We start from the raw sequence: 21,873 nt of genomic DNA, 5'->3' as shown, positions 1-21,873 counted from the left end.
CGGGTCGGGCGCCGGTCCGGCCGCCGGGCCGCCTCCCGCCGCAGCCGCGCGGCCAGGGCGGTCCGCAGGGCGCGCACCGCCAGGAGCATCGCGACGGCCGCCAGTTCGGCCGGCTCGGCGACACCGCCGTCCCGGGCGGCCGTCTGGCAGGGGCCGCACCACACGGCACTGGCCCGGCCGCCCCCGGACCGGACCAGGTCGGCCGGCGTCAGATAGCGGGCGCCGCAGTGCTGGCAGACGAACAGCAGCCGCATCACTGGATCACCGTCGCACCGTGGCACAGACTGCACGCCGACCAGTGCCGGTCCTGCCGGTGCACCTGGTCGCCCTCGGCATCCAGCTCGACGGTGTGCGTGACCTTCTCGGTGCCTCCCGCGCCGTGGCACGCGGTACAGAGCTGCGATTCTGACAAACTGCCACCTCCTGTGCACCGACCGTAGCGTGCGACCCACCATGATCGGCGGCAGTTCACCGACTCGCGTCCTGGAGACGAAGGCTTCGGTCGCAGGCGGTGGGTGCGCGGCAGTGCAGCACCGACGGGTCAGCGCACGACCGGGCTGCCTGCACGCCAGTCCGTGAGCCGCTTCCGGATGCTGTCCACCATCGGCAGGCCGTCGGTCTCCTCCGGCGTGAACCAGGCGACCTCGGTGGACTCGTCGGACACCGCGATCGTCCCGCCGACCGGGCGGCCGAGCAGGCAGATCGAGAACTCCTGACGGACCTCGCCGTCGTCGTAGGCGAAGACGTGTCCGGGGTTGGTGCAGGTGCCGACGATGCCCGTGATCTCGATCCGGATGCCGGTCTCCTCCAGGGTCTCCCGGATCCCGCACCCGGCCAGGGACTCGCCCAGCTCCATCTTTCCGCCGGGCAGGGCCCACATGCCGTTGTCGGTGCGGCGCTGGAGCAGCACCCTGCCGTCGTCGCCGACCACCACGACGGATGCGGCCGGTACGAGACTGTTGGCCTCCGGTGCGCCCGGATCGTCCTCGTAGTCACGCCTCGGCATGCTGCGCCTCCATCGTCCGGACGTCACGGCCCGTGCCCCACAGATCCTCCACGTGCCCGGCGAATCTGTCGAACATCCCGTCGTCCTGGGCCCGCCGCAGGTGCATCATCGGGGCGCCGGTGGGGGATCCGGAGCCCGCGGGGCCGTTGGATCCCGACCCGTCCGGCGGGCGGCCGCACCTGTTCGTGTCGAGGGCCGGCGCGGGGCGTACCGGCGGAAGCTGTGGAAGACCGGAGCCGGGTCGGCCCGGGCGCCCGTACGGCGTCCGGCGACCCGGCTCCGGCTCAAGGTGTCCCGGTGTCCTGCTGTGTCAGGCCTTCGGCTGCTGCTGGGTGATGCAGTGGATGCCGCCGCCGTTGGCGAAGATCTCGCGGGCGTCGACCAGTTCGATGACGCGGCCCGGGTAGGCCTTGCCGAGGATGGCGGCGGCCTCCTGGTCGCGGGGGTCGTCGAAGGCGCACAGGACGACCACGCCGTTGCCGACGTAGTGGTTGATGTACGAGTAGTCGACCGGCTCGCCGTCCTCGTCGGTCAGGACGGTGGGGGCGGGGAGTTCGATGACCTCCAGGGGGCGGCCGTGGGCGTCGGTGGCGGCGCGCAGGCCGGCCACGATCTCGCGGCAGACCTCGTGGTCCGGGTGGGCGGGGTCCGGCTGGACGTGGGCGACCACGACGCCGGGGCGGACGAAGGAGGCGACGATGTCGATGTGGCCGCGGGTGCCGAACTCGTCGTAGTCGCGGGTGAGTCCGCGCGGGACCCAGACGGCCTTGGTGGTGCCGAGGTGGGCGTGCAGCTCGGCCTCGACCTCCTCGCGGGTCCAGTCGGAGTTGCGGCCCTCGCCGAGCTGGACGGTGTCGGTGACGAGTACGGTGCCCTCGCCGTCGACGTGGATGCCGCCGCCCTCGTTGATCAGGCGGGAGGCGAACCGCTGGACGCCGGTCAGTTCGGTGATGTGCTCGGCGATGTGCTGGTCCTTGTCCCAGCTGGCCCAGGACTGGGCGCCCCAGCCGTTGAAGATCCAGTCGGCGGCGGCGACCGAGCCCTTGCCGTCGATCAGGAAGGTCGGGCCGATGTCGCGCATCCAGGCGTCGTCCAGCGGCTTCTCGACGATCTCGACCTCGGGTGCGACGTACTCCCGGGCCGCCGCGGTCTCACCGGTGTTGACGATCAGGGTGACCGGCTCGTACCGGACGATGGTGTTGGCGACCTGTGCCCAGGCCTGCCGGGCGGCGTGCAGGTGGTCGGGGGTGTCGAAGGTCTGGTTGTCGGTGGGGAACGCCATCCAGGTGCGGTCGTGCGGGTGCCATTCGGCGGGCATCCGGTAGCCGAGCGAGGCGGGAGTGGTCATGGAGGCAGGTCCTAAGCGGTGAGCGGTGAGCGGTGGGGGAGGGAGGAGGAGGGTACGGAGGTGGCGTCAGAGGAAGTACAGGCGGCTGAGCGAGACGCTCTCGGCGGGTTCGGAGCGCAGCGGGGCGCCGTCCAGCGAGACCAGGCCGGTGTCGGCCTCGACCTGGACCTGGCCGGTCCGGGCGTTGCGGACCATGTTGCGCGGTCCGATGCCGCGGGTGTTGCGTACGCCCACCCGCCGTCTGCGGGTGGGGAGTTGGTCGGCGGCGACGTCCAGGTACGAGCCGTCGGCGGCGGCCTGGGCGACGAAGGCGACGGAGAGGTCGGCGGCGGTGGCGCCGTGGGCGCCGAACTGCGGTCCGAGGACCAGGGGTTCGCACCGGTCGGTGGAGGCGTTTGGATCGCCGGTCACGCCGTACGCGGGGAAGCCGGCCTTGAGCACGAGCTGCGGCTTGGCGCCGAAGTGGTCGGCCCGCCAGAGCACGAGGTCGGCGAGCTTGCCGACCTCGATGGAGCCGACCTCGTGGGAGAGGCCGTGGGCGATGGCGGGGTTGATGGTGAGTTTGGCGATGTAGCGCAGGACGCGCTCGTTGTCGTCGCCGCCGTTGCTGGTCCCGTAGCCACCGTCGAGCGGGCCGAGTTCGGTCTTCATCTTGCCGGCCATGGCGAAGGTGCGGCGGACGGTCTCGCCGGCCCGGCCCATGCCCTGGGCGTCGGAGGAGGTGATGCCGATGACGCCGAGGTCGTGCAGGACGTCCTCGGCGCCCATGGTGCCGGCCCGGATGCGGTCGCGGGCCATGGCGGCGTCGCCGGGGAGGTCGACCTTGAGGTCGTGGGCGGAGACGATCATGCCGAAGTGCTCGCCGAGGGCGTCGCGGCCGAACGGCAGGGTGGGGTTGGTGGAGGAGCCGATGACGTTCTCGACGCCGGCCATCTTCAGCACGTTGGGGACGTGTCCGCCGCCGCAGCCCTCGATGTGGAAGGCGTGGATGGTGCGGCCGTCCAGCACGGCGAGGGTGTCCTCCACCGAGAGGCACTCGTTGAGGCCGTCGGTGTGCAGGGCGACCTGGACGTCGTACTCCTCGGCGACCCGCAGCGCGGTGTCCAGGGCGCGGGTGTGGGCGCCCATGTCCTCGTGCACCTTGAAGCCGGACGCGCCGCCCTCGGCCAGCGCCTCGACCAGGGGGGCCGGGTCGGAGGAGGAGCCGCGGCCCAGGAAGCCGATGTTGACCGGCCAGGCGTCGAAGGCGTTGAAGGCGTGGCGCAGTGCCCAGGGGGAGTTGACGCCGACGCCCCAGACCGGGCCGAACTCCTGGCCGATGATGGTGGTGACGCCGGAGGCGAGCGAGGCCTCCATGATCCGCGGGGAGAGCAGGTGGACGTGGGTGTCGATGGCGCCCGCGGTGGCGATCATGCCCTCGCCGGAGACGATCGTGGTGCCGGTGGAGACCACGACGTCGACGCCGTCCATGGTGTCCGGGTTGCCGGCCCGGCCGATCGAGACGATCCGGCCGTCGCGGATGCCGATCGAGGTCTTGCGGATGCCCAGCACCGCGTCGATCACGACCACGTTGCTGATCACGACGTCGCAGGTCTCGCGGACGGCGGTGGCCTTGAGGTGCAGGCCGTCGCGGGCGGTCTTGCCGAAGCCCGCCAGGAACTCGTTGCCGGGTTCCTGCGAGTCGGACTCCACCCGGATGATCAGCCCGGAGTCGCCGAGCCGGATCCGGTCGCCGGTGCGGGCGCCGTGCACCGCGATGTAGTCGTGGGGGGTGATGGCACTCATGCTCCGGCCTCCGGGGTGTGGGACGCGGGGGTGACGGGGGCGGGACGGCCGGTCACGACTCCACCTCCGACTCGTCGAAGGTGGTGAGGTAGCCGGTCGCGCGGGCCTTCGCCAGGGCGGCCTGCCGGGCGCCGGGGGCGTCCAGCGGGCCGTCGACCAGGCCGGCGAAGCCGATCGCGACCCGGGCGCCGCCGATCGGGACCAGGCCGACCTCCACGGTGGCGCCCGGGTCGAAGCGGACCGAGGAGCCGGCCGGGACGGCCAGGTGGGTGCCGTACGCGGCCTCGCGGTCGAAGGCCAGCCGCGGGTTGGCCTCGAAGAAGTGGAAGTGCGAGGTGACCGAGATCGGGACGGCGGAGGTGTTGTGCACGGGGAGCACCACGGTCTCCTCGACCGGGTCGTAGCCCGCGCCGGAGCCGGCCAGGGCCGCTCCGGGGGCGTCGTCGCCGAGTGAGCCGCGGCCGCAGAAGGGGTCGTTGACCACGGCGAGCCGGGTGCCGTCGTCGAAGACGGCCTCGACCTGGATCACGGTGACCACGTCCGGTACGCCCGGCAGCACGTCCTCGGCGCCCAGGACGGTGCGTCCGGCCTCGATCGCCTCGGCGAGGCGCCGCCCGTCGCGGGCGGCCTCGCAGACGGTGTCGGCGATCAGTGCGGTGGCCTCGGGCACGTTCAGTTTCACGCCGCGGGCACGGCGGGCGCGGGCCAGTTCGGCCGCCGTGAAGATCAGCAGCCGGTCCCGTTCGGTGGGGGTCAGTCGCACGGTTCCTCGCTCACGGGTGCCGGTGGATGATCTGGTTAGAACGGCGTTCAAACATCTGCGGCCCATTGAACCCGGGCCCGGCCGTCATGTCCAGCGTTCCTCCTTCCGGGCCGGTCCGCGTGCCGGGCGCGCCGCCGGGCCGCCATCTCGCCCCGATGGCCCGTCGGTGCGGGCCCCCGCGGCCTCCCGCTGATCTCCAGGGTCAGGGTTATGACAGAACTCTGATACAAATAAGAGCACACCCTTTCGGGTAGGTCTGCCTCGGTGTGGGGTGGACGGGGAGATCGAACTGAGGGGGAGCAGCCGTGCGCGCTGTCCGCTACACCCGTACCGGTGGCCCGGAGGTCCTGGAGACGGTCGAGATCGAGGCCCCCGAGCCGGGGCCCGGCGAGGTGCTCATCGACGTCACCCACAGCGGTGTCCACTTCGCCGACGTGATGTTCCGGCGCGGGCGGTTCCCGCTCGGGCTGCCCGCCGTGCCCGGCATCGAGGCCGCCGGCACCGTCGCCGCCCTGGGTGACGGCGTGACCGGACTTCGAGGTCGGCACCCCGGTCGCGGCCGTGCTCACCGGCTTCGGCGGCCACGCCGAGCAGGCGGTCGCGAGCGCCGCGACCACCATCGCGCTGGAGGGCGCGCTGGCCGGCCTGAGTCCGCTCCTGGCGGCCGCCACCGCCTGCAACGGCGCCACCGCCGTCGGTACGCTCCGGGGCGCCGCCCGGCTCGCCGAGGGGGAGCGCGTCCTGGTGCTCGGCGCCGCCGGGGCACTCGGCGCCCTGCTCGGCGACCTCGCCCGGTCCTACGGTGCGGGTCTGGTGGTCGGCGCCGCGGGCACCCCGCAGCGGGCCGCCCTCGCGGCCGGACGCGGCTACCACCGGGCGCTCACCTACGGAGAACTCGAGTCGCAGGCCATGGAGTTGACGGACGGCCGGGGGTTCGACGTGGTGGTCGACCCGATCGGCGGCCCGCTCCGGGAGCGGATCCGCCCGCTGCTCGCGGTGCTCGGGCGGCACGTGGTGATCGGGGACGCGGCCGACCGGGACACCTCGATGGCGGCCAACCAGGTCTGGTACGACAGCTACTCGCTGGCCGGCTACAACCTGGGGGCGCTGATCGGCCGCCGCCCCGACCTCTTCCGGGCCCAGTTCGCCGAGGCGCTGCGGCTGGTCGCCGACGGCACGCTGCGTCCGGAGGTCGAGCAGATCGGCTGGGACGCCGTGGCCGAGGCGCACCGGCGGCTGGAGGGCCGCTCGGCCGAGGTCAAGTACGTGCTGCGGACCGCCTGACGCGGGAGACGGTCGCACCCTGGGGCTGATGGGTCGTCAATGGGCTTGCGGGGGACTGGCGTACGCCTGGGCGCTCCCGGTCCGAACTGGTCATCGGACACCGCAAACCTCGACGGCCCCACCAGATGGATCACTCGCCCGCCCCCGAGCCCCGCTTCACCCCAGGTGGACGCGGATGCACTGTTGCCATCCCCCGAGAGTGGGCAGGAGGATGGTCGGCAAGCGGACGTCGCCGCTGGGGGACTCGGCGCGGCCGTCAGGAGAAGGGCGGGGGCGTACGTAATGGATGGACAGGCAAGGTTTCCGCGACAGCGCTCGGCCTCGGGCAGTGGCCCGGTCACCCCCGGCGGCAGGCTTCCCCGTGGCGGCGCGTCCTCCGCCGACGGCCCCGCCCGGATCCCGGCCCCGGCACCCGGCCCGCGCCACGGCCCCGGGCCCGGCCGGGCCGGACTGCCCGACGGGCCCGGGCTGCCGGACCAGCCCGAGCAGCACGACCACGGCCACCAGGACCGATACGACCACGACCACGACCGCGGCCACGCACATGACGACGAGAGCACGCCCGACGAGGGCTCGCCCCACGACGACGGCACACCCGACCGCGAGGGCGCACCCGCGTACGAGCCGGGCTGCGTGCTGCACCACCGGCTGCACGCGGCCTTCGCCCCGGCGGACCTGGTCGCGGTCGGGGCGATCCGGCACCGGCTCCGGGCCGCGCTCGGCCACTGGGGCGTGCCCGAGCTCGCGGACACCGCCGAGCTGCTCACCTCGGAGCTGGTGACCAACGCCCTGCTGCACACCACCAAGGGGGCCGTGCTGGAGGCGGTGCTCACGGCCGGGCAGCGGCTGCGGATCGAGGTGCAGGACTGCACCACCCGGCTGCCCGGCCGCCGGGTCCCCGAGGAGTGGGCCACCTCCGGTCGCGGGCTGATGCTGGTGGACTCGCTGGCCGACGCCTGGGGCGTCCAGCTGCGGGGCGAGGGGAAGGTCACCTGGTTCGAGCTCGGCCCGGCCGGGGCCGACGCGGCCTGAGCCGGCCCGGCCCGGTCCCGGACCGTGGCCGGGAGCCGATGGCGGCCCCGGAGGCGGCCCGCCGCGCCGCGAGGTCACTCGGATCGTCCACGATTGTCCCCCGGATGGTTCGTCGGCATTGCCGCCTTGCCGAACATACGAGAGGCTAGTGAGAATGTGTGTCCGGGACGGCGGGGAGAAAAGCGCCTCGACCGGTCACCGTGACACAGCAGGCACACCAGCCAGACCAATCCCACGGCTAACGCAGTCCGTCCGACCCGACCGGACCGCATGCCCCGGCAGCGGCAGGAGAAGCATGGCCACAGAGCCCGAGCCGCCCGGGTCCGCCCGGCGCGTCCCCCCGGCCCAGGCCACCAGGAGCATTGCCGCGGTCAACCCGCTGCGCAGCGCTTCCGGCATGCCGATGAGCCGGATCGGCCCGGCGGTCTCCCGCGGCCTGCCCACCCGCACCGGCGACTCCACGCCGGACTGGCTCGAACCGGCGATGGCCGCCAACGGCATCGGCTCCTTCGACTGGGACATCCGGCACGACGTGCTGGAGGCGGACCCGCGGGCCTGCGCCATCCTCGGCCTGGACGCCGACCGCTTCGACCGCAGCGCCGCCGCCTTCCTGGCCATGCTGCACCCGGAGGACGCACCGGTGGTGCGCCGCCGGGTCGAGCGGGCCGTCGCCGAGCTCGGCCAGTGCGGCGCCTACTACCGGACCCTGTTCCCCAGCGGTGAGCTGCACGCGGTCCGCTTCCGCGGCCGGGTGCTGGCGGACGCCTTCGGGCGGCCCTCCCGGATGGTCGGCTTCGTCTGGGACGCCACCGTCGAACTGCACAAGCGCGAGCGGGCCGGCGAGCTGGCCGCGCTGCGCGAGGAGCGTTCGCGCTTCATCAAGGAGGCCGCCCGGGCGCTGGCCGAAGCCGTCACCGTCCGTGACGTGGCCCGGGTCTTCACCGAGCTGCCGCTGCCCGGCCTGCCGCCGGACGGCCTGGTGCTGGCCGCGATGGAGGCCGGCCGGCTGGCCATCCTGGGTGCCAGCGGCTACCGGGAGGAGGACGTCGCCCTGTACGACCGCTCCCCGCTGGCCCCCGCGCACCCGCTCGCCGAGGCGGTCCGCACCCGCGCGCCGATCTTCATCGCCAGCGGCACCGAGTACCGGGAGCGCTACCCCGACGCCTGGGACTGGGCCAGCGGCACCGGCCGCAGCGCCTGGGCCTTCCTGCCGCTGGTGGCCAGCGGCCGGGCGATCGGCGTCTGCGTGGTCAGCTTCGACGACGACCGCGAGCTGGACACCGACGAGCGGACCCTGCTGTCCACCCTGGGCGGCCTGGTCGCCCAGTCGCTGGCCCGGGCCCGGCTGCACGACGCCGAGCACGAGCTCGCCGCGGGCCTCCAGCGGGTGATGCTGCCGCGAACCGTCCCCGCCGTCCCCGGGGTGACCACCGCCGTCCGCTACCTGGCGGCCGGCTCGGGCCTGCAGATCGGCGGCGACTGGTACGACGTCGTCCCGCTGCCCGGCGGCCACGTCGGCCTGGTGATCGGCGACGTCCAGGGCCACGACGTGCACGCCGCCGGCATCATGGGCCAGCTGCGGATCGCGCTGCGCGCGTACGCCGCCGAGGGCCACCCGCCGGCCGCCGTGATGGCACGGGCCTCCCGGTTCCTCGCCGACCTGGACACCGACCACTTCGCCACCTGCACCTACGCCGAGGTCAACGTCGACTACGGCGTGGTCTACGCCGTACGGGCGGGCCACCTCGACCCGGTGGTCCGCCGGGCGGACGGCTCCGCCCACCTCGTCCCGGTCGCCGGCGGGCTGCCGCTCGGCATCTCCCCCGACGAGGAGTACCGGGTCACCCGGTTCAGCCTCGACCCGGGCGAGACCGTGGTGCTCTGCACCGACGGCCTGGTCGAGGCCCGAGGGATGGACCTGGACACCGGCTTCGACCGGCTCTGCCGGGCGATCTCCGGCCGGCTCCCCGGCATCGACGAGGCCGCCCGCGAACCGCTGGAGGACCTCGCCGACCGGATCGCCTCCCAGGCCGCCGACTCCAGCGAACGCGAGGACGACATAGCGCTCCTGCTGCTGCGCTGGGACGGCCCCGCCGGCGGCCTGGCCGCCCAGCAGCTGCGCCGCCGGATCGGCCAGGCCGACCTGGCCCGGATCGCCGAGCTGCGCGGCGAGCTGCGGGACGCGCTGCGCCGCTGGGGCGTGCCCGACCTGATCGACACCGCCGAGCTGCTCTCCTCCGAGCTGGTCACCAACGCGATCCGGCACACCGACCGGGACGCGATGTTCACCGCGCGGCTCTACCGGGAGCCCGGCAGCGGCGCCCGGCTGCGGGTCGAGGTGGAGGACGAGTCCGACCTCTGGCCGACCCGCCGCACCCCGGGCGAACAGGCCTCCTCGGGCCGCGGCCTGATGCTGGTCGAGGCGCTCGCGGACGGCTGGGGCGTCGAGCCGCGCGGCTCCGGCAAGCGGATGTGGTTCGAACTCTCGGCGGACGCCGGGCCGGCCACCGGACCCGAGGGCTGACGGCCCGCACCCGGCGCCGCCGTACGCGGGGCGGTACGCGGTCGGGCGGTACGCGGTCGGGCGGGTCACCGGAGGACCGCTCCGGGGACCCGCCCGACCCAGTCCGGGGAGCCCGTCCCCGGAGAGCCCGTCCCCGGGGAGCCGGGGACAGGCCTCAGCCGAACTGCTGCTCCAGGTCCTTCAACTTCTGCTCCAGCGAGTCCAGCCGGGGGATGGCCAGGGTGTCCTCCTCCGGCGTCAGGTCGACGCTGCTGCGGTCCGTGCCGCGGGCCGGCCGGGCCGGCAGCCCGGGCTGGGTGGCCCGCCCCTCGACCGCCGGGGCGGCGAGGACCTGGTCCTGCTCGGTGACGTCGGCTATGGCAGGCTCCGATCCGGCCTCCAACTGGTGCTCCAGATGGTGCTCCAGCTGACGCGGCGCCGCCCGCTGCCGCCAGACCCCGCCGTTGGTCCGGCCGATCGCCCGGATCTCGGCCCGCTCACGGCGCTGCGCCATCCGGCGCTGCTCGCGGTTGACCGAGGCCTGGCGCTTGTCGTCGCGTACCTCCTCGACCGCCTCGTCCAGCGTCCGCACGCCCTCGAGCAGCATCAACGACCAGGCGGCGTACGTCTCCAGCGGTGCGCGCAGCCAGCGCACGATCCGGATCTGCGGCAGCGGACGGGGCACCAGGCCCTGCTCGCGCAGCGCCGCCACCCGGGTCTGCTTCAGCGCCCGGTCGAAGAGCACGGCGGCCGACAGCGACATCCCGGCGAAGAACTGCGGCGCCCCGGCATGGCCGAACCCCCTTGGCGCGTGAACCCAGTTGAACCAGGCCGAGGCGCCGGCGAACAGCCAGACCAGCAGCCGGGACCCCAGCGCCGCGTCCCCGTGGCTGGCCTCGCGCACGGCGAGCACCGAGCAGAACATCGCCGCGCCGTCCAGACCGAACGGCACCAGGTACTCCCAGCCGCCGGAGAGGTTGAGGTTCTGCACGCCGAAGCCGACCAGGCCGTGGAAGGACAGCGCCGCCGCGACGGCCGCGCAGCAGAACAGCAGGACGTACGAGGCGCCGCCGTACATCGATTCCTTGCGCCGTCGGCGCTCCTCGCTGCGCTCCCAGGAATCCGAGCTGCTCGCCGCTGCCGCGGCGGCCCGGGTCCGGGCGACGGCCACCAGGATGGCGGTGACCACCAGGGTGGCCACCCCTGCGACGGCCCAGCCCAGCGGTATGTCCGACAGTCTCATGACCTGAACCAGCCTCGCTTTCCTGCCTAGTGATGGGCGGGGACCATCATGGCGGAGAAATGCGGAGGGAATGACTGGTTTGCCGTCAATACACCGGGGAGAGGGAATTCCGAACGCGGGATCGAAATATCGTCAGAATGTATCCCGGCGAAGGTGTTCGAAACGGAATTTGGCCCGCCGGGGCCCCGGGCGGGCCGGGCGGCGGGCCTCCCGGTCCCGGGCGCCGACGCCCCCGGGACCGGATCCCGGCCGGCTCAGCCGATCCCGTCGGGCACCGGCCGGTCGATGCGCCCGTCGGCGGAAGCGCCCGGCGCGGGCAGCGCACGCAACCGGCGCGCGAGCCACACCGGTACCCCGCCGAGTGCCTGGACCAGCCGGGCCGCCTCGGCGCGCAGCCGGGCCGCCTCGGTCCCGTCCGAGGCGTCGGCCAGCGCGGCCAGGACCGGCGCCACCCCGACCGTGAAGCCGAGTTCCTCGCGCAGCCGCAGCGAGGCCCGGAAACCCTCCCGGGCCCGTTCGCGGTCCCCGCCGGCCAGCGCCAGCGACGCCAGGTGCTGCCAGGTGTACGAGTGCAGCAGCCGGTCCCCGTGCTCGGCGGCGCCGTCGTGCGCCCTCCGGTACGCGATCCAGGCCGCCCCCGGGTCGCGCAGCAGGTTCTCGGCGACCAGTCCGCGCCGGAAGTCCAGCAGCGGGCGGCGCGGCGAGGCGGGCGGCAGCATCGCCGAGGCCCGGCCGAGCGCGGCCTGCGCCTCGTCCAGCCGGTCGCGCGGACCCAGCACACTGGCCACGTAGGCGAGGAAGCCACGGGCGCAGGATGCGGCGGCGCGCTGCTCGGTACCGGCCACCCGGGCCTCCGCCAGCCGCAGCGCGTCCTCGGCCGGCTCCCAGTGGTCAGCGGTGAACAGGCTCTGTTCGATGAGGAGTTCGGCGCGGTGCAGGGCCGCGGCCGGGTCGTGGGCGGCGCCCGGTCTGAGCAGTTCGGCGGCCTCCTGCCAGCAGCCGCGCGACCGCAGCCGCCACACCGCGCCCGCCGTCCCCCCCGGGGCCGTTCCGTGCTCCGACAACGCCACCTCCTTGTGTGCGCCATCCGGCAAGCGGGATTCTCGGCAAGCGGGCCCGCTGTGGCCGCAATTCAACACGGGGGTGAGCTTGTGCACCAGATCACGAGCGCGACGGGATCCGGAACCCGGCGGTCCGTCAACTGCCCGCGCCGGCCGCCGGCGGACGGCCCGGAGCCCGGGACCGGCCCGAGGCGTGCAGGTCAGGAGGTCCAGCCGGTCTCCATCAGCGCCTCGGCCGCGCCGTTCGCCGCCTGCGGGATCCCGGCCGCGTCCAGGGTGAACAGGGCGACCAGCAACTGCTCACCGCGCACCATCGCCTGCCGCGAGTAGCCCGCGGTGGTGAACATCGCGGCCGCCACCTGCTCCGCGTGCAGCGTCTCGAGCCACAGGCACTCCACCGCCTTCACATCGGCCGGCTCCGCCCAGGTGTCCACCCTGGCGACCATGTGACCGCCCAACAGCGTGACCGCGTCGCGGTCCTGACTTTCCGTCAGTTCGAGATCGTCGAAACCAAGCCACTGCAGGTAGCGTGCGGCCGTCAGCACCGCGTCCTGCGAGGTGTGCACCGGCTGCGGCCGGAACGGCGGGCGCATCAGCCGCTGCCCGTGCCCGCTCGGCGGCCCGGTCGGCTCGACCGGGTCCGAGGGCACCGCCGTGGTGTACGGCCGGGCGGCCGCGGGCCGGCTGCCCTGCGGGCCGGCCGCGGCCGGTGCACCGGGCAGCCCGGTGCTCTGCAGCCGGGGCGCCCGGTCGACCGGCAGCCGGACCGTGGCACCGCAGTTGCAGGTGAACTCGGGCTGCGGCCACTGGTCGCTGCGGCCGCAGTGCGGGCAGCGCATGCTCAGCCAGGAGTCCTCCCAGGACCGGAACCGGACCTGCACCGGCACCCCGCCGCGCAGCAGCGGGACCCGCAGCTGGGCCCCGCACGGGCAGGGCAGGCTCGGCGGCTCGTACAGGTGCTCCCGGCGGCAGGCGGGGCAGCGGATGGCGCTCGCGCCCGAGGGCGGGTTGGACCCGAACCGGGCCGGCTCGCTGAAGTCGTCGGGCAGCGGCACTGCGGCCATGGCTGGCACCCCGTTCCGTCGGCTGGGCGGCTATTCCTCCCATCCTCGCCCATTCGCGCAGGTTAGGACGCGGAATGCGGCAATCCTCCGGGACAGTTCGGGGGCGAGGTCCCGCCGTGGGAGGAGGGCCCCGCGCCGTCGTACAACCGCCACCGCCGGGCCGCGGGACGGCTGACGGTCAGTCGGCCCGGCCCGTCCAGCGGGCCAGGTCCGCCGGGGTGTCGAGGTCCTCCGGGGTCGCGACGTCACCGCACTCGACCAGCAGCAGCTCCCCGGGGTGCGCCGCGAGCAGCGCCCGCGCGCCCGCGTCGCCGACCGCACCGGCACTCGCCTCGGCGAAGTGAGGCGCCCCGATCAGTACCGGGTGCCCGCGTACGCCCGCGTACCCGGCGGCGGCCAGCTGCGCCCCGGCGGCGTGCGCCGCCAGCAGCCGGGCCACCGCGGCCGGGGTGACCCCGGGGGTGTCCACCAGCAGCACCAGCGCGGCCGGTGCGCCGGGCGGCAGGGCGGCCAGGCCGGTCCGCAGCGAGGAACCCATGCCGGTGGCCCAGTCGGGATTGTCGACGGCCCGGCAGCCGCCGAGCTCGGCCGCGGCCCGGACCTCGGCGGCCGCCGCGCCGAGCACCACCACCGCCGGACCGCAGCCGCCGGCCCGGGCCACCGCCAGGGCGTGCTCGACCAGCGGCCGGCCGCGGTAGCGGATCAGCGCCTTGGGACGGCCGCCGAGCCGCCGGCCGCCGCCGGCCGCCAGGATCAGCGCGGGGACGGGGACGGAGGGTGCCCCATGGGCGGGGGGAGCTGCCATGTCCACAGTCTGTCCTCCCAGGTCAACGCCGGACAGTTGGACGATCACACGACGGGCGGGGGCGGGGCGGCGGCCCGGCCCGGCGCTTCAGCCGCTGGATCTGCGGCCCCGCGCCCCCTGTACTGGGTCGATGGCACCACGTACAGCGCACGGGCACGGCGCACCCTCCCCCCTGGTCGACCGCTTCGGGCGGATCCACACCGACCTGCGGGTCTCCCTCACGGACCGGTGCAACCTGCGCTGCACCTACTGCATGCCCGCCGAGGGCCTGAACTGGCTGCCCAAGGCCGAGGTGCTCACCGACGACGAGATCGCCCGGCTGGTCGGGATCGCCGTGGACCGCCTCGGCATCCGCACCATCCGCCTCACCGGCGGCGAACCACTGCTGCGCCGGGGCCTGCCCGGCCTGGTCGCCCGGCTGACCGCGCTCGGCGCCGAGCTCTCGCTCACCACGAACGGCATCGGCCTGGCCCGCACCGCCGCCGAACTCGCCGCGGCCGGCCTCGGCCGGGTCAACGTCAGCCTGGACACCCTGCGGCCCGAACGGTACGCGGCGATCACCCGCCGCGACCGGATCGCCGACGTGTTCGCCGGGCTGGCCGCCGCCCGGGCCGCCGGACTGGACCCGGTGAAGATCAACGCGGTGCCGGTGCGCGGGACCAACGACGACGAGATCCTCGACCTGGTCGAGTTCGCCGCCGGGCACGGCTACCGGATGCGGTTCATCGAGTCGATGCCGCTGGACGCCCAGGGCGCCTGGGACCGCGCCACCATGGTCACCGCCGACGAGATCCTGGAGGTCCTCGGCCGCCGCTGGTCCCTGGTGCCGGTCGGCCGGCACGGCAACGCCCCCGCGGAGGAGTGGCGGATCGCCGGGACCGACACCGTGATCGGCGTGATCGCCTCCGTCACCCGGCCGTTCTGCGGCGGCTGCGACCGGGTCCGGCTCACCGCCGACGGCCAGCTGCGCAACTGCCTGTTCGCCACCGAGGAGTCCGACCTGCGGGCGCTGCTGCGCGGCGGCGCCGACGACGCGGCCGTCGAGTCGGCCTGGCGGAACACCATCGCCCGCAAGGGCCCCGGGCACGCCATCGGCTCCGCCGACTTCGTCCGGCCCGAGCGGCCGATGTCGGCGATCGGCGGCTGAGCGCCCCGGGCCCGCCCGGCGGCGGCCCGGCGGCGGCCCGTACGCCCGGTGTGAGCTTCGACCCGCTCCCGGCGAGCCCCGCAGCGCCGACTTGACCCGGCGAGAGCGGCCCTGGTCTCCTGGTGCGCCGTCAGCCTCACTCCAACGGGGGAGAACCCGTGCGCGCCCGCCGCCCCGCCCTGTCCGCCGCCACCGTCCTCCTGCTCCCCGCCCTCGCCCTGGCCGGCTGCACCGGCGGGCCCGCCACCTCCTCCTCCGACGCCGCGTCCGCCCGGGCCCGCGGCACCAACCCGCTGCAGAACCCGGACGGCACCAGGCCCGGCCTCGCCGCGATCACATCCGACCAGGACCGCAAGGCCGCCCGCGACCTGATCGCCCAGGTGAAGACCGCCGAGCCCGGCCCGAAGACCGGCTACGACCGCGACCAGTTCGGCCCGGCCTGGACGGACAACGTGGACGGCGTCCCGCTCGGTCACAACAGCTGCTCCACCCGCGACGACCTGCTCGGCCGCGACGGCACCAAGGTCGAGCACAAGGACGGCTCCGCCTGCGTGGTCACCGGGATGACCATCTACGACCCCTACACCGGCAAGCTGGTGACGTTCACCAAGCAGCAGGCGTCGAAGATCCAGATCGACCACGTGATGCCGCTGTCCTACGACTGGCAGCAGGGCGCCGCCAAGTGGGACAAGGGCAAGCGGGTCCAGATCGCCAACGACCCGCTCAACCTGATCCCGGCGGACGGCTCGCAGAACGCCTCGAAGGGCGACTCCGGCCCGGCCGCCTGGCTGCCCGCCAACACCGAGATCCGCTGCTCGTACGTGGTGCGGTTCGCCCAGGTCTCGCTCAAGTACCAGCTGCCGGTGACGCCCGCCGACAAGAAGGCCATGTTGGCGCAGTGCGGCGGCTGACCGCCCGCGGCCGTCGCCCCCGGCCCTGAGCCGGTCGGGCTGACCCGGTCGGGCTGACCCGGGCCGCTTCCCGGCGCGGGAGCCGCCCGCCCCGGCCGGACGCCGGTATGCAGGACTGATGTCCTACCAGCACCCGGTCCGGCCGGGCCGCGGCCACCGACCCGGACGCAGCGACCGATCCGGACACGGCGACACATCCGGCCGTGGCGACCGACCTGCGACGCGACGGCGCGCCACCGCGAACCAGGGGCCGGGCCCGTACGCCGGGCGGGCCCTGCGGCACCTGTCCGACTACGCCTGGCGGCTGCTGGTGGTCGCCGCGGCCGGATACCTGATCCTGATGGTGCTCGGGAAGTTCCACCTGGTCACGCTGGCCTTCTTCCTGGCGCTGGTGATCACCTCGGTGCTGCGCCCGTTGGTCGACCTGCTCGCCCGGCGGATGCCCAGGTCGGCGGCGGTACTGCTCGGGCTGGTCGGGGCGGTGCTGGTGATCGCCGGGCTGCTGGCCCTGATCGGGGAGACCGTGGCGATGGAGGCGTCCAGCCTCGGCGAGGAGTTCACCGGAGGCGTGGACCGGCTCGAACGCTTCCTGGCGGGCAACCCGTTCCACGTCGACCCCAAGGTCTTCGACGACCTGCGCGGCAAGGTCACCACCTACGTCTCGGAGCACCGGTCCACCCTGATCAGCAGCGCCCTGAGCGGCGCCGGGCGGGTGGCCGAGGTCGCGACCGGGGCCGCGCTCGCGCTGTTCACCACCGTGTTCATGCTCCACTCCGGCGACCGGATGTGGCTGTGGACCAGCGGTCAGCTCCCGGAGGGCGCCCGCGACCCGTACCACCGGGCCGGGCGCACCGCCTGGCGGACGTTCGCCGGGTACACCCGCGGCATCGTCATCGTGGCCGGGACCAACGCGATCCTGGTCGGCATCGCGCTCTTCCTGCTCCGCGTCCCGCTCGCGCTGCCGCTGACCCTGCTGGAGTTCTTCGCCTCCTTCATCCCGCTGGTCGGCTCGCCGATCGCGATGGCCGTCGCGTCGATCGTCGCGCTCGCCTCCCGGGGGCCGGTGATCGCGCTGGTGGTGCTGGCGCTGATCGTGGTGATCGGCCAGATCGAGGGGCACCTGCTGCACCCGCTCGTGATGAGCTGGGCGGTCAACCTGCACCCGGTGGTGGTGGCCGCCTCGGTCCTGTGCGGCAGCATCGCCGCCGGGGTGATCGGCGCGGTGGTCGCCGTCCCGGCGGTCTCCGTGGTCTGGGCGGTCACCAGGGAACTGCGGAGCGGCGAGGAGCCGACCGGTGCCGCGGACCGGGGCGCCGGACAGTCCTCGTGACGGCGCGCAGCCTGATGGATGGCGTTCGTTCCCGAGCTCCCTCGGCGCGGGGGAGCAAGTGGGAAGGGAGCGGGTGGTACGGGGCTGGAGAGCATGCCTTCGGTGGAGTGGCGGATCTGCGACGCGAGGGCATGGTTGCGGGGGTGGGGAGTTGGAGCTGCGCGGGCATGGGGACAGACCTCCGGCAGGAGTCGGGAGAAGAGGAGAGGCGATTGAGGGGCGACCCGGGTGATCGGCGCACGTGGGCACGGTGCGCGTGACGGCGGGCGCGGATGGTGGGCCGGGGACGTCTGGCCTGGTCAGCGGTGGTGTTCACCAGCGGTGCGTGAAGGTAGCATCGCTTCAAGCGCGCATTCAAGTGCATCCCTCCTCATCTATTTCGGTGGGCGGTGGGGATGCGAGTACTGTGGCCCTGGTTTCCGTTTTGGACGGGCCGGGTTTCGGTGGTAGAGGCGCAGAGAAGGCGGGGTGACCTGCGGTGACGGTGGGGCGGCGGGGGCGTAGGCCGGCGGGCGGCACGGTGTTGCTGACGTTCGAGGTCATCGCCGACGCCTTGCGGGAACGGATCCGCTCCGGCGGGTTGAAGCCGGGAGACGCGCTGCCGACGCAGGCCGTGTTGATGGCGGAGTACGGGGCCTCCAGCCTGTCCGTGCAGAAGGCCATGGCCCTGCTGAAGCAGGATGGCTACGCGATCTCCCGCCCCGGCAAGGGAGCCTTCGTCGCTCGCCCCGACGACGCCGATGACCTCGACGGCCTGGACGTCGGGACCGCGCGCGTCGGCGGGACGGTGGCTCGCGTCGAGGCGCTGGAGCGGGCGCTGGCCGAGGCCGTCGAGCGGATCGCCGACCTGCGTGCTCGCGTCGAGGCTTTGGAAGCGGTCGGCGCGCGGAAGGGTTGAGCTGCGGTATTCCGGCCCGCAGCCGCTGGATCGGGTGACTTCTCCGGCTTCTCGACGCGTCGGATGTCAGGGCAGGGTTAGGGTCGGCCAGGTCCGGGATCCCGGGCGTGGCGGTGGTGTGTCGACGCCTGGGGTGCCGGGGAGGCAGACTGGGTCGAGTAGTAGGAGAGGCAGGGAGCTGGGATGTCGGTGCAGCCGATCGAGGACGCCAGGGATTCGGTGCCGCGCAACGCGGAGGGGATCGCGGCGGCGCTGTCCGGGGCGCGGCGGATGGAGTTTTACCGGGAGTTGCTGGCGGCCGCGCCGCAGGACGCGGAGGCGGTGCTGCGGCGCTGGTGGTGCGAGGCGGTCCTCGATGTCGAGCAGGCCCGCGGCGACCAGTTGACCGCCGCCGCCCTGGCAGGCACGCTGCCCCTCCGCAGCGTTGCCTCCGTGATCGAGCACCGTCGCGCGGCGGGGCTGCCCGTTGAGTGACGCCGACCAGCCGTACGACGAGGACGGCGAGGGTGGCGAGGACGAGGGCTGGCCCTGCTACCTCTCTCCGGAGGTCGAGGCCCTGTTCCAGGACCCGGCAGCGACCGGGGCGGTCTTCAGCGCCATCGTCTCCGCCACCGTGCGGATCAACGCCACACGCGGCCTCGTGCCTGGCAGCACTGCCTCCGAGCGCTGGCCCCAGCAACGGCGTATCGCACTCGGCCCCGGAGGCTCCCTCGGGGTCGCCGAGTACGTCATCGTCGCCGACGCCCCCGAACCCCACTGCGTCATCACCCGCGTCCAGCTCTACTGACCAGCCACCCCACGCGGGCGCGAGCCGCCGGGACGCCGGTCGAGGCGGTGCGTCCAGATTTTCTCTACGAGATTCAAGGCGGTGCCCCGCCGTCTGAGCTGGCCGAACGCCGCCGACCGACCCGTTGTCGGGCGTTCAGCCGCTGCCCGCGTGGAGCGCCGGTGGAGCCAGCAAGCCGACGTCCGGAACACTGCCCGGCCGGGTGCCCGCAGGGAGCAAGTTGTGGGGTAAGCGCTGCTTACCCCAGCACCGCCCAGGGTCGGAGCAAGTTGTGGGCTATGGACTCCTTGCCCGCAACGCGGAGCAAGTTGTCGCCTGCGACCGTCCTACGGCCGGATCGCGGGCAACAGGGTCGGCCAGGGGTCCGACCCGCTTCTATCGGCCGGGCTCGCCGAGGACGGTGGCCGATGCCACCTTCGGCACGGAGCGAGGCTCCCCGCCGACCCCACCCGCGCCGCGCTCGGTTCAGTCATTGCTGGAGGCGGCTGATGAGGCTCAGCGCGGGGGTGACCTTGTCGCGGCAGGAAACTGGTACGTATATGCGGCTCGGCTGGGCGACGTAGGGGCCCGGGAGCGGCTTTCGGCCCTACTGTCTTCCATTGAGGACCTATCTGTGGCGGGGGATGCAGACGCAACGGCACTTCTGGCGGGAATTATGCTGATTGCCGGCTCTGATCTTTCTAGGGCCCGGGCCTTGTTTTTGGAAGCCGCTGCCCAAGGGGTTCCGGAGGCCAAGCGCGGCATGGGGTTTATGCTGAATAGCGGGGTTGGCGGACCGAAGGATCTTGCTGAGGCGAATGCATACTTCCAGAGTGCTATGGAGGGTGGCGACTCGTACGCTGCCTACAACCTGGCGGTGAATGTCAAGGTAGGTGCTGGAGCCAAGCCGGACCTAAAGAAGTATATGGATCTTCTGCGATTCGCGGCCCGAGAGGGTCTGCCCGAAGCATGTGCCTTGCTGGGCGATGAACTCTCGGCTGTCGATCGGGACGTGGAGGCATTTCAGTGGTACCTTCGGGCGGCTAAATCTGGACACGCCCCCGCCATGTTTGTAGTTGGTTGCTGGTATCGGGGAGGGATAGGAACTCAGGTTGACGGTGTTCAAGCTATTCGATGGTTTCTCTCGATGCTTGACCGCGGGAATGCTGATGGCATTCATCAGGCCAACGATCTCGCGCGTTATATGACCGCAGACCAGGTTCGCGAAGGAGGCCGCCTTGCCGGGCGTGAAGTGGAGGCTGAGCTCCTCATTGGCAGTCATGGCCAATAAGGTTGACTGGGGCGCCTAGATGCAAACCTATTGCCGATATCGGTGCCGAAGGTAGGATGAAATCGCAAAACCATGTCACCGGAACCATCGCTTCTCTGCGGTGCCGCACGGCAGCGGCGAGGAGTTCCGCGCCAGGGTTGCACCCGAGCCGTAGTGGGCCCAGTGGCCGATAACGAGGGTTGTGCTCGGGTCGAGGTCGGGCCGCCCGGCGTGTGCGCGGGCCTATGTACGACCCTCAGCACCGGTACAGGCGAAGGAGCCGGCGAGGATCGTGGCCGCCGGGAGTGGCGCGCTCGGGGTCGAGAGGGTCGGCGTGCCGCAGACGGTTCATGACGGTTCATGACGGTTCATGACGGTGTGGCAGGCGGTGTAGCTCAGCCGCCGGTCCTGCAGGACGGTGTTGGGGAGGACCGTGAAATTGCGCGTGGGCGCGCTACGATGGACGTGCATCAGGCTTGTTCCCTGTTGCCGGACCCCGGGGTGTTGGCGCACCGCCGGGGTCGATCATGTCTGGAGACCAACTGAGGACATCGTAGGGCTCCTGAAACGCATATGACGCTGCGTCACACGATCGAGTGATCCGGGCGGTGGAGCGGGACCGGCCCGCCGGAAGGTGCTCCGACGGGCCGGGGTGTGGGCGGTGTGAACGGTGGGGGCGGGGGTCAGGAGGTCTCGGTGGGCAGGCCCGCCTCGACCCAGTCCTGGATGCCCTCGCGGTACTTGCGGACGTCGGTGTAGCCGAGGGCGGTGAGCCGGTCGGCGACCTGGCCGCTGTTGGGGCAGGCCGGGTTGGAGCAGTAGGTGACGATCGTGGCGTGCCGGTCGGGCAGCAGGGTGGGTGCCTGGGCGTCGGTGTCGGCCGGGGTCAGCGGGATCGCGCCGGGCAGGTGCTGCTGCTCGTAGTACGCGCCGCCGAGTGCGTCGACGACGGTGACGGTGCCGTCGGTGATCGCCTTGGCGAGGTCGTCGCGGGAGATGAGTGTGGTCATGGCAGTGCCTCCGAGAGAATTCCGAGAGAATCGGACTACAGTCCTCTTGTGACTCACCATGACAGTAGCGGACCGCAGTCCGTTTCGCCAGAGCCGTTGGAGCTGCTGCGGACCCCGCCCCCCAAGGAGCGCGCCGACGCGGCCCGCAACCGGGCCGCGGTCCTGGAGGCGGCCGCCCGGCTGTTCGCCGAACGCGGCGTCGAGGCCGTGTCGATGGACCAGGTGGCCGCGGCCGCCGGCGTCGGCAAGGGCACCCTGTTCCGGCGCTTCGGCGACAAGTCCGGCCTGGCCGCCGCCCTGCTGGACGCCCGCGAACGCGTCCTGCAGGAGCAGGTCCTGCACGGGCCGCCCCCGCTCGGCCCCGGCGCCGACCCGGCCGAACGCCTCGATGCCTTCCTCGACGCCTACTTCGACTACCTGCTGGAACACCTGGACCTGGTCCGGATGTCCGAGACCGCCACCCCTGGCGCCCGGTACCGGATCGGCGCGTACCGGTTCTGGCACCGCCACCTGGCGATCCTGCTCGGCTCCGCACCCGACCCCGACCAGACCGCGCACGCGCTGCTCGCCGCGCTGGCCGCCGACCACGTCGCCGCCCTGCTGCCGGAACTCGGCGAACCGCGGATGCGGGCGGGCCTGCGCCGCCT

General features: G+C 73.2%; 22 protein-coding genes and 1 pseudogene. 12 read left to right on the top strand and 11 right to left on the bottom strand.

Annotated features, from left to right (window positions below):
• The 6 genes from AA75_RS36845 to AA75_RS36825 all read right to left on the bottom strand — a co-directional run.
• A partial coding sequence (locus tag AA75_RS36845) for a hypothetical protein (RefSeq protein ID WP_033824765.1) occupies nt 1-254 on the bottom strand: 254 nt, incomplete at its 3' end.
• Nucleotides 254-412: a hypothetical protein gene (locus AA75_RS50255; protein WP_158515627.1), complete on the bottom strand. Its 159-nt coding sequence runs from the start codon at nt 410-412 to the stop codon at nt 254-256. The genes AA75_RS50255 and AA75_RS36845, both read right to left, overlap by 1 nt.
• Before the next feature lie 129 nt (nt 413-541).
• Entirely contained in the window at nt 542-1,006 is a 465-nt protein-coding gene (locus tag AA75_RS36840; RefSeq protein WP_033824764.1) for an NUDIX hydrolase, read from the bottom strand.
• Nucleotides 1,007-1,316: 310 nt separating this feature from the next.
• The gene (locus AA75_RS36835) at nt 1,317-2,354 is read right to left on the bottom strand and encodes an agmatine/peptidylarginine deiminase (protein ID WP_033824763.1); all 1,038 of its coding nucleotides are present in this window, start codon (nt 2,352-2,354) and stop codon (nt 1,317-1,319) included.
• A 66-nt stretch (nt 2,355-2,420) separates the two neighbouring features.
• Nucleotides 2,421-4,139, bottom strand: coding sequence for an urease subunit alpha (locus tag AA75_RS36830; protein WP_033824762.1), 1,719 nt, complete (start codon nt 4,137-4,139; stop codon nt 2,421-2,423).
• A 52-nt stretch (nt 4,140-4,191) separates the two neighbouring features.
• The gene (locus AA75_RS36825) at nt 4,192-4,902 is read right to left on the bottom strand and encodes an urease subunit gamma (protein WP_033824761.1); all 711 of its coding nucleotides are present in this window, start codon (nt 4,900-4,902) and stop codon (nt 4,192-4,194) included.
• 305 nt (nt 4,903-5,207) lie between these two features.
• Here AA75_RS36825 and AA75_RS54185 point away from each other — a divergent pair.
• The 4 genes and pseudogenes from AA75_RS54185 to AA75_RS36810 all read left to right on the top strand — a co-directional run.
• Nucleotides 5,208-5,426, top strand: a pseudogene (locus AA75_RS54185) (alcohol dehydrogenase catalytic domain-containing protein); the annotation flags it as partial.
• A gap of 37 nt (nt 5,427-5,463) precedes the next feature.
• On the top strand, nt 5,464-6,186 hold the full coding sequence (locus AA75_RS36820; protein WP_051814069.1) for a zinc-binding dehydrogenase: 723 nt from the start codon (nt 5,464-5,466) through the stop codon (nt 6,184-6,186).
• Between the two features lie 282 nt (nt 6,187-6,468).
• A complete protein-coding gene (locus AA75_RS51180) occupies nt 6,469-7,218 on the top strand; it encodes an ATP-binding protein (protein WP_082527101.1) in 750 nt (249 codons plus the stop codon).
• A gap of 295 nt (nt 7,219-7,513) precedes the next feature.
• Entirely contained in the window at nt 7,514-9,742 is a 2,229-nt protein-coding gene (locus AA75_RS36810; protein WP_082527100.1) for a SpoIIE family protein phosphatase, read from the top strand.
• 154 nt (nt 9,743-9,896) lie between these two features.
• Here the strand turns inward: AA75_RS36810 and AA75_RS36805 are convergent, their stop codons facing one another.
• From AA75_RS36805 to AA75_RS36790, 4 genes are all read right to left on the bottom strand, one after another.
• Complete coding sequence (locus AA75_RS36805; RefSeq protein ID WP_033824760.1) at nt 9,897-10,964, bottom strand: DUF2637 domain-containing protein; 1,068 nt, start codon at nt 10,962-10,964, stop codon at nt 9,897-9,899.
• A 254-nt stretch (nt 10,965-11,218) separates the two neighbouring features.
• Nucleotides 11,219-12,028, bottom strand: coding sequence for a hypothetical protein (locus AA75_RS36800; RefSeq protein WP_233289343.1), 810 nt, complete (start codon nt 12,026-12,028; stop codon nt 11,219-11,221).
• Between the two features lie 197 nt (nt 12,029-12,225).
• Nucleotides 12,226-13,089, bottom strand: a complete 864-nt coding sequence (locus AA75_RS36795; RefSeq protein WP_082527098.1) for a hypothetical protein — start codon at nt 13,087-13,089, stop codon at nt 12,226-12,228.
• Nucleotides 13,090-13,267: 178 nt separating this feature from the next.
• The gene (locus tag AA75_RS36790; RefSeq protein WP_051814067.1) at nt 13,268-13,894 is read right to left on the bottom strand and encodes an NTP transferase domain-containing protein; all 627 of its coding nucleotides are present in this window, start codon (nt 13,892-13,894) and stop codon (nt 13,268-13,270) included.
• A 130-nt stretch (nt 13,895-14,024) separates the two neighbouring features.
• On the opposite strand from AA75_RS36790, the gene moaA reads away from it, so the two are divergent.
• From moaA to AA75_RS54180, 7 genes are all read left to right on the top strand, one after another.
• Entirely contained in the window at nt 14,025-15,041 is a 1,017-nt protein-coding gene (moaA, locus tag AA75_RS36785; RefSeq protein ID WP_033824759.1) for a GTP 3',8-cyclase MoaA, read from the top strand.
• A gap of 158 nt (nt 15,042-15,199) precedes the next feature.
• The gene (locus AA75_RS36780; protein ID WP_033824758.1) at nt 15,200-15,952 is read left to right on the top strand and encodes an HNH endonuclease family protein; all 753 of its coding nucleotides are present in this window, start codon (nt 15,200-15,202) and stop codon (nt 15,950-15,952) included.
• A gap of 118 nt (nt 15,953-16,070) precedes the next feature.
• On the top strand, nt 16,071-17,282 hold the full coding sequence (locus AA75_RS36775; protein ID WP_082527097.1) for an AI-2E family transporter: 1,212 nt from the start codon (nt 16,071-16,073) through the stop codon (nt 17,280-17,282).
• A 520-nt stretch (nt 17,283-17,802) separates the two neighbouring features.
• A complete protein-coding gene (locus AA75_RS36770) occupies nt 17,803-18,180 on the top strand; it encodes a winged helix-turn-helix domain-containing protein (RefSeq protein ID WP_051814066.1) in 378 nt (125 codons plus the stop codon).
• A gap of 183 nt (nt 18,181-18,363) precedes the next feature.
• A complete protein-coding gene (locus AA75_RS36765) occupies nt 18,364-18,654 on the top strand; it encodes a hypothetical protein (protein ID WP_033824756.1) in 291 nt (96 codons plus the stop codon).
• Nucleotides 18,647-18,967, top strand: coding sequence for a hypothetical protein (locus tag AA75_RS36760; RefSeq protein ID WP_033824755.1), 321 nt, complete (start codon nt 18,647-18,649; stop codon nt 18,965-18,967). Before AA75_RS36765 ends, AA75_RS36760 begins: the two co-directional genes overlap by 8 nt.
• A 655-nt stretch (nt 18,968-19,622) precedes the next feature.
• Complete coding sequence (locus AA75_RS54180) at nt 19,623-20,237, top strand: tetratricopeptide repeat protein (protein ID WP_368666628.1); 615 nt, start codon at nt 19,623-19,625, stop codon at nt 20,235-20,237.
• A 662-nt stretch (nt 20,238-20,899) separates the two neighbouring features.
• Here AA75_RS54180 and AA75_RS36755 read toward each other — a convergent pair.
• A complete protein-coding gene (locus tag AA75_RS36755) occupies nt 20,900-21,226 on the bottom strand; it encodes a rhodanese-like domain-containing protein (RefSeq protein WP_033824754.1) in 327 nt (108 codons plus the stop codon).
• Between the two features lie 48 nt (nt 21,227-21,274).
• Between AA75_RS36755 and AA75_RS36750 the strand changes: the two genes are divergently transcribed.
• Nucleotides 21,275-21,873, top strand: a 599-nt coding sequence (locus AA75_RS36750; protein ID WP_199520504.1) for a TetR/AcrR family transcriptional regulator, incomplete at its 3' end; no start/stop codon positions are given.

This window comes from Kitasatospora sp. MBT63 (genome assembly GCF_000710465.2).
Taxonomy (GTDB): Bacteria; Actinomycetota; Actinomycetes; order Streptomycetales; family Streptomycetaceae; genus Kitasatospora.
This window is presented reverse-complemented; position numbering and strand designations above follow the sequence as displayed.

Coding starts and splice junctions, on each gene's coding strand:
- AA75_RS54180 (WP_368666628.1), top strand. CDS start 19,623: ATGCTGATTGCCGGCTCTGATCTTTCTAGGGCCCGGGCCTTGTTTTTG.
- AA75_RS36830 (WP_033824762.1), bottom strand. CDS start 4,139: ATGAGTGCCATCACCCCCCACGACTACATCGCGGTGCACGGCGCCCGC.
- AA75_RS36755 (WP_033824754.1), bottom strand. CDS start 21,226: ATGACCACACTCATCTCCCGCGACGACCTCGCCAAGGCGATCACCGAC.
- AA75_RS36790 (WP_051814067.1), bottom strand. CDS start 13,894: ATGGCAGCTCCCCCCGCCCATGGGGCACCCTCCGTCCCCGTCCCCGCG.
- AA75_RS36795 (WP_082527098.1), bottom strand. CDS start 13,089: ATGGCCGCAGTGCCGCTGCCCGACGACTTCAGCGAGCCGGCCCGGTTC.
- AA75_RS36805 (WP_033824760.1), bottom strand. CDS start 10,964: ATGAGACTGTCGGACATACCGCTGGGCTGGGCCGTCGCAGGGGTGGCC.
- AA75_RS36775 (WP_082527097.1), top strand. CDS start 16,071: ATGTCCTACCAGCACCCGGTCCGGCCGGGCCGCGGCCACCGACCCGGA.
- AA75_RS51180 (WP_082527101.1), top strand. CDS start 6,469: ATGGATGGACAGGCAAGGTTTCCGCGACAGCGCTCGGCCTCGGGCAGT.
- AA75_RS36840 (WP_033824764.1), bottom strand. CDS start 1,006: ATGCCGAGGCGTGACTACGAGGACGATCCGGGCGCACCGGAGGCCAAC.
- AA75_RS36765 (WP_033824756.1), top strand. CDS start 18,364: ATGTCGGTGCAGCCGATCGAGGACGCCAGGGATTCGGTGCCGCGCAAC.
- moaA (WP_033824759.1), top strand. CDS start 14,025: ATGGCACCACGTACAGCGCACGGGCACGGCGCACCCTCCCCCCTGGTC.
- AA75_RS36835 (WP_033824763.1), bottom strand. CDS start 2,354: ATGACCACTCCCGCCTCGCTCGGCTACCGGATGCCCGCCGAATGGCAC.
- AA75_RS36810 (WP_082527100.1), top strand. CDS start 7,514: ATGGCCACAGAGCCCGAGCCGCCCGGGTCCGCCCGGCGCGTCCCCCCG.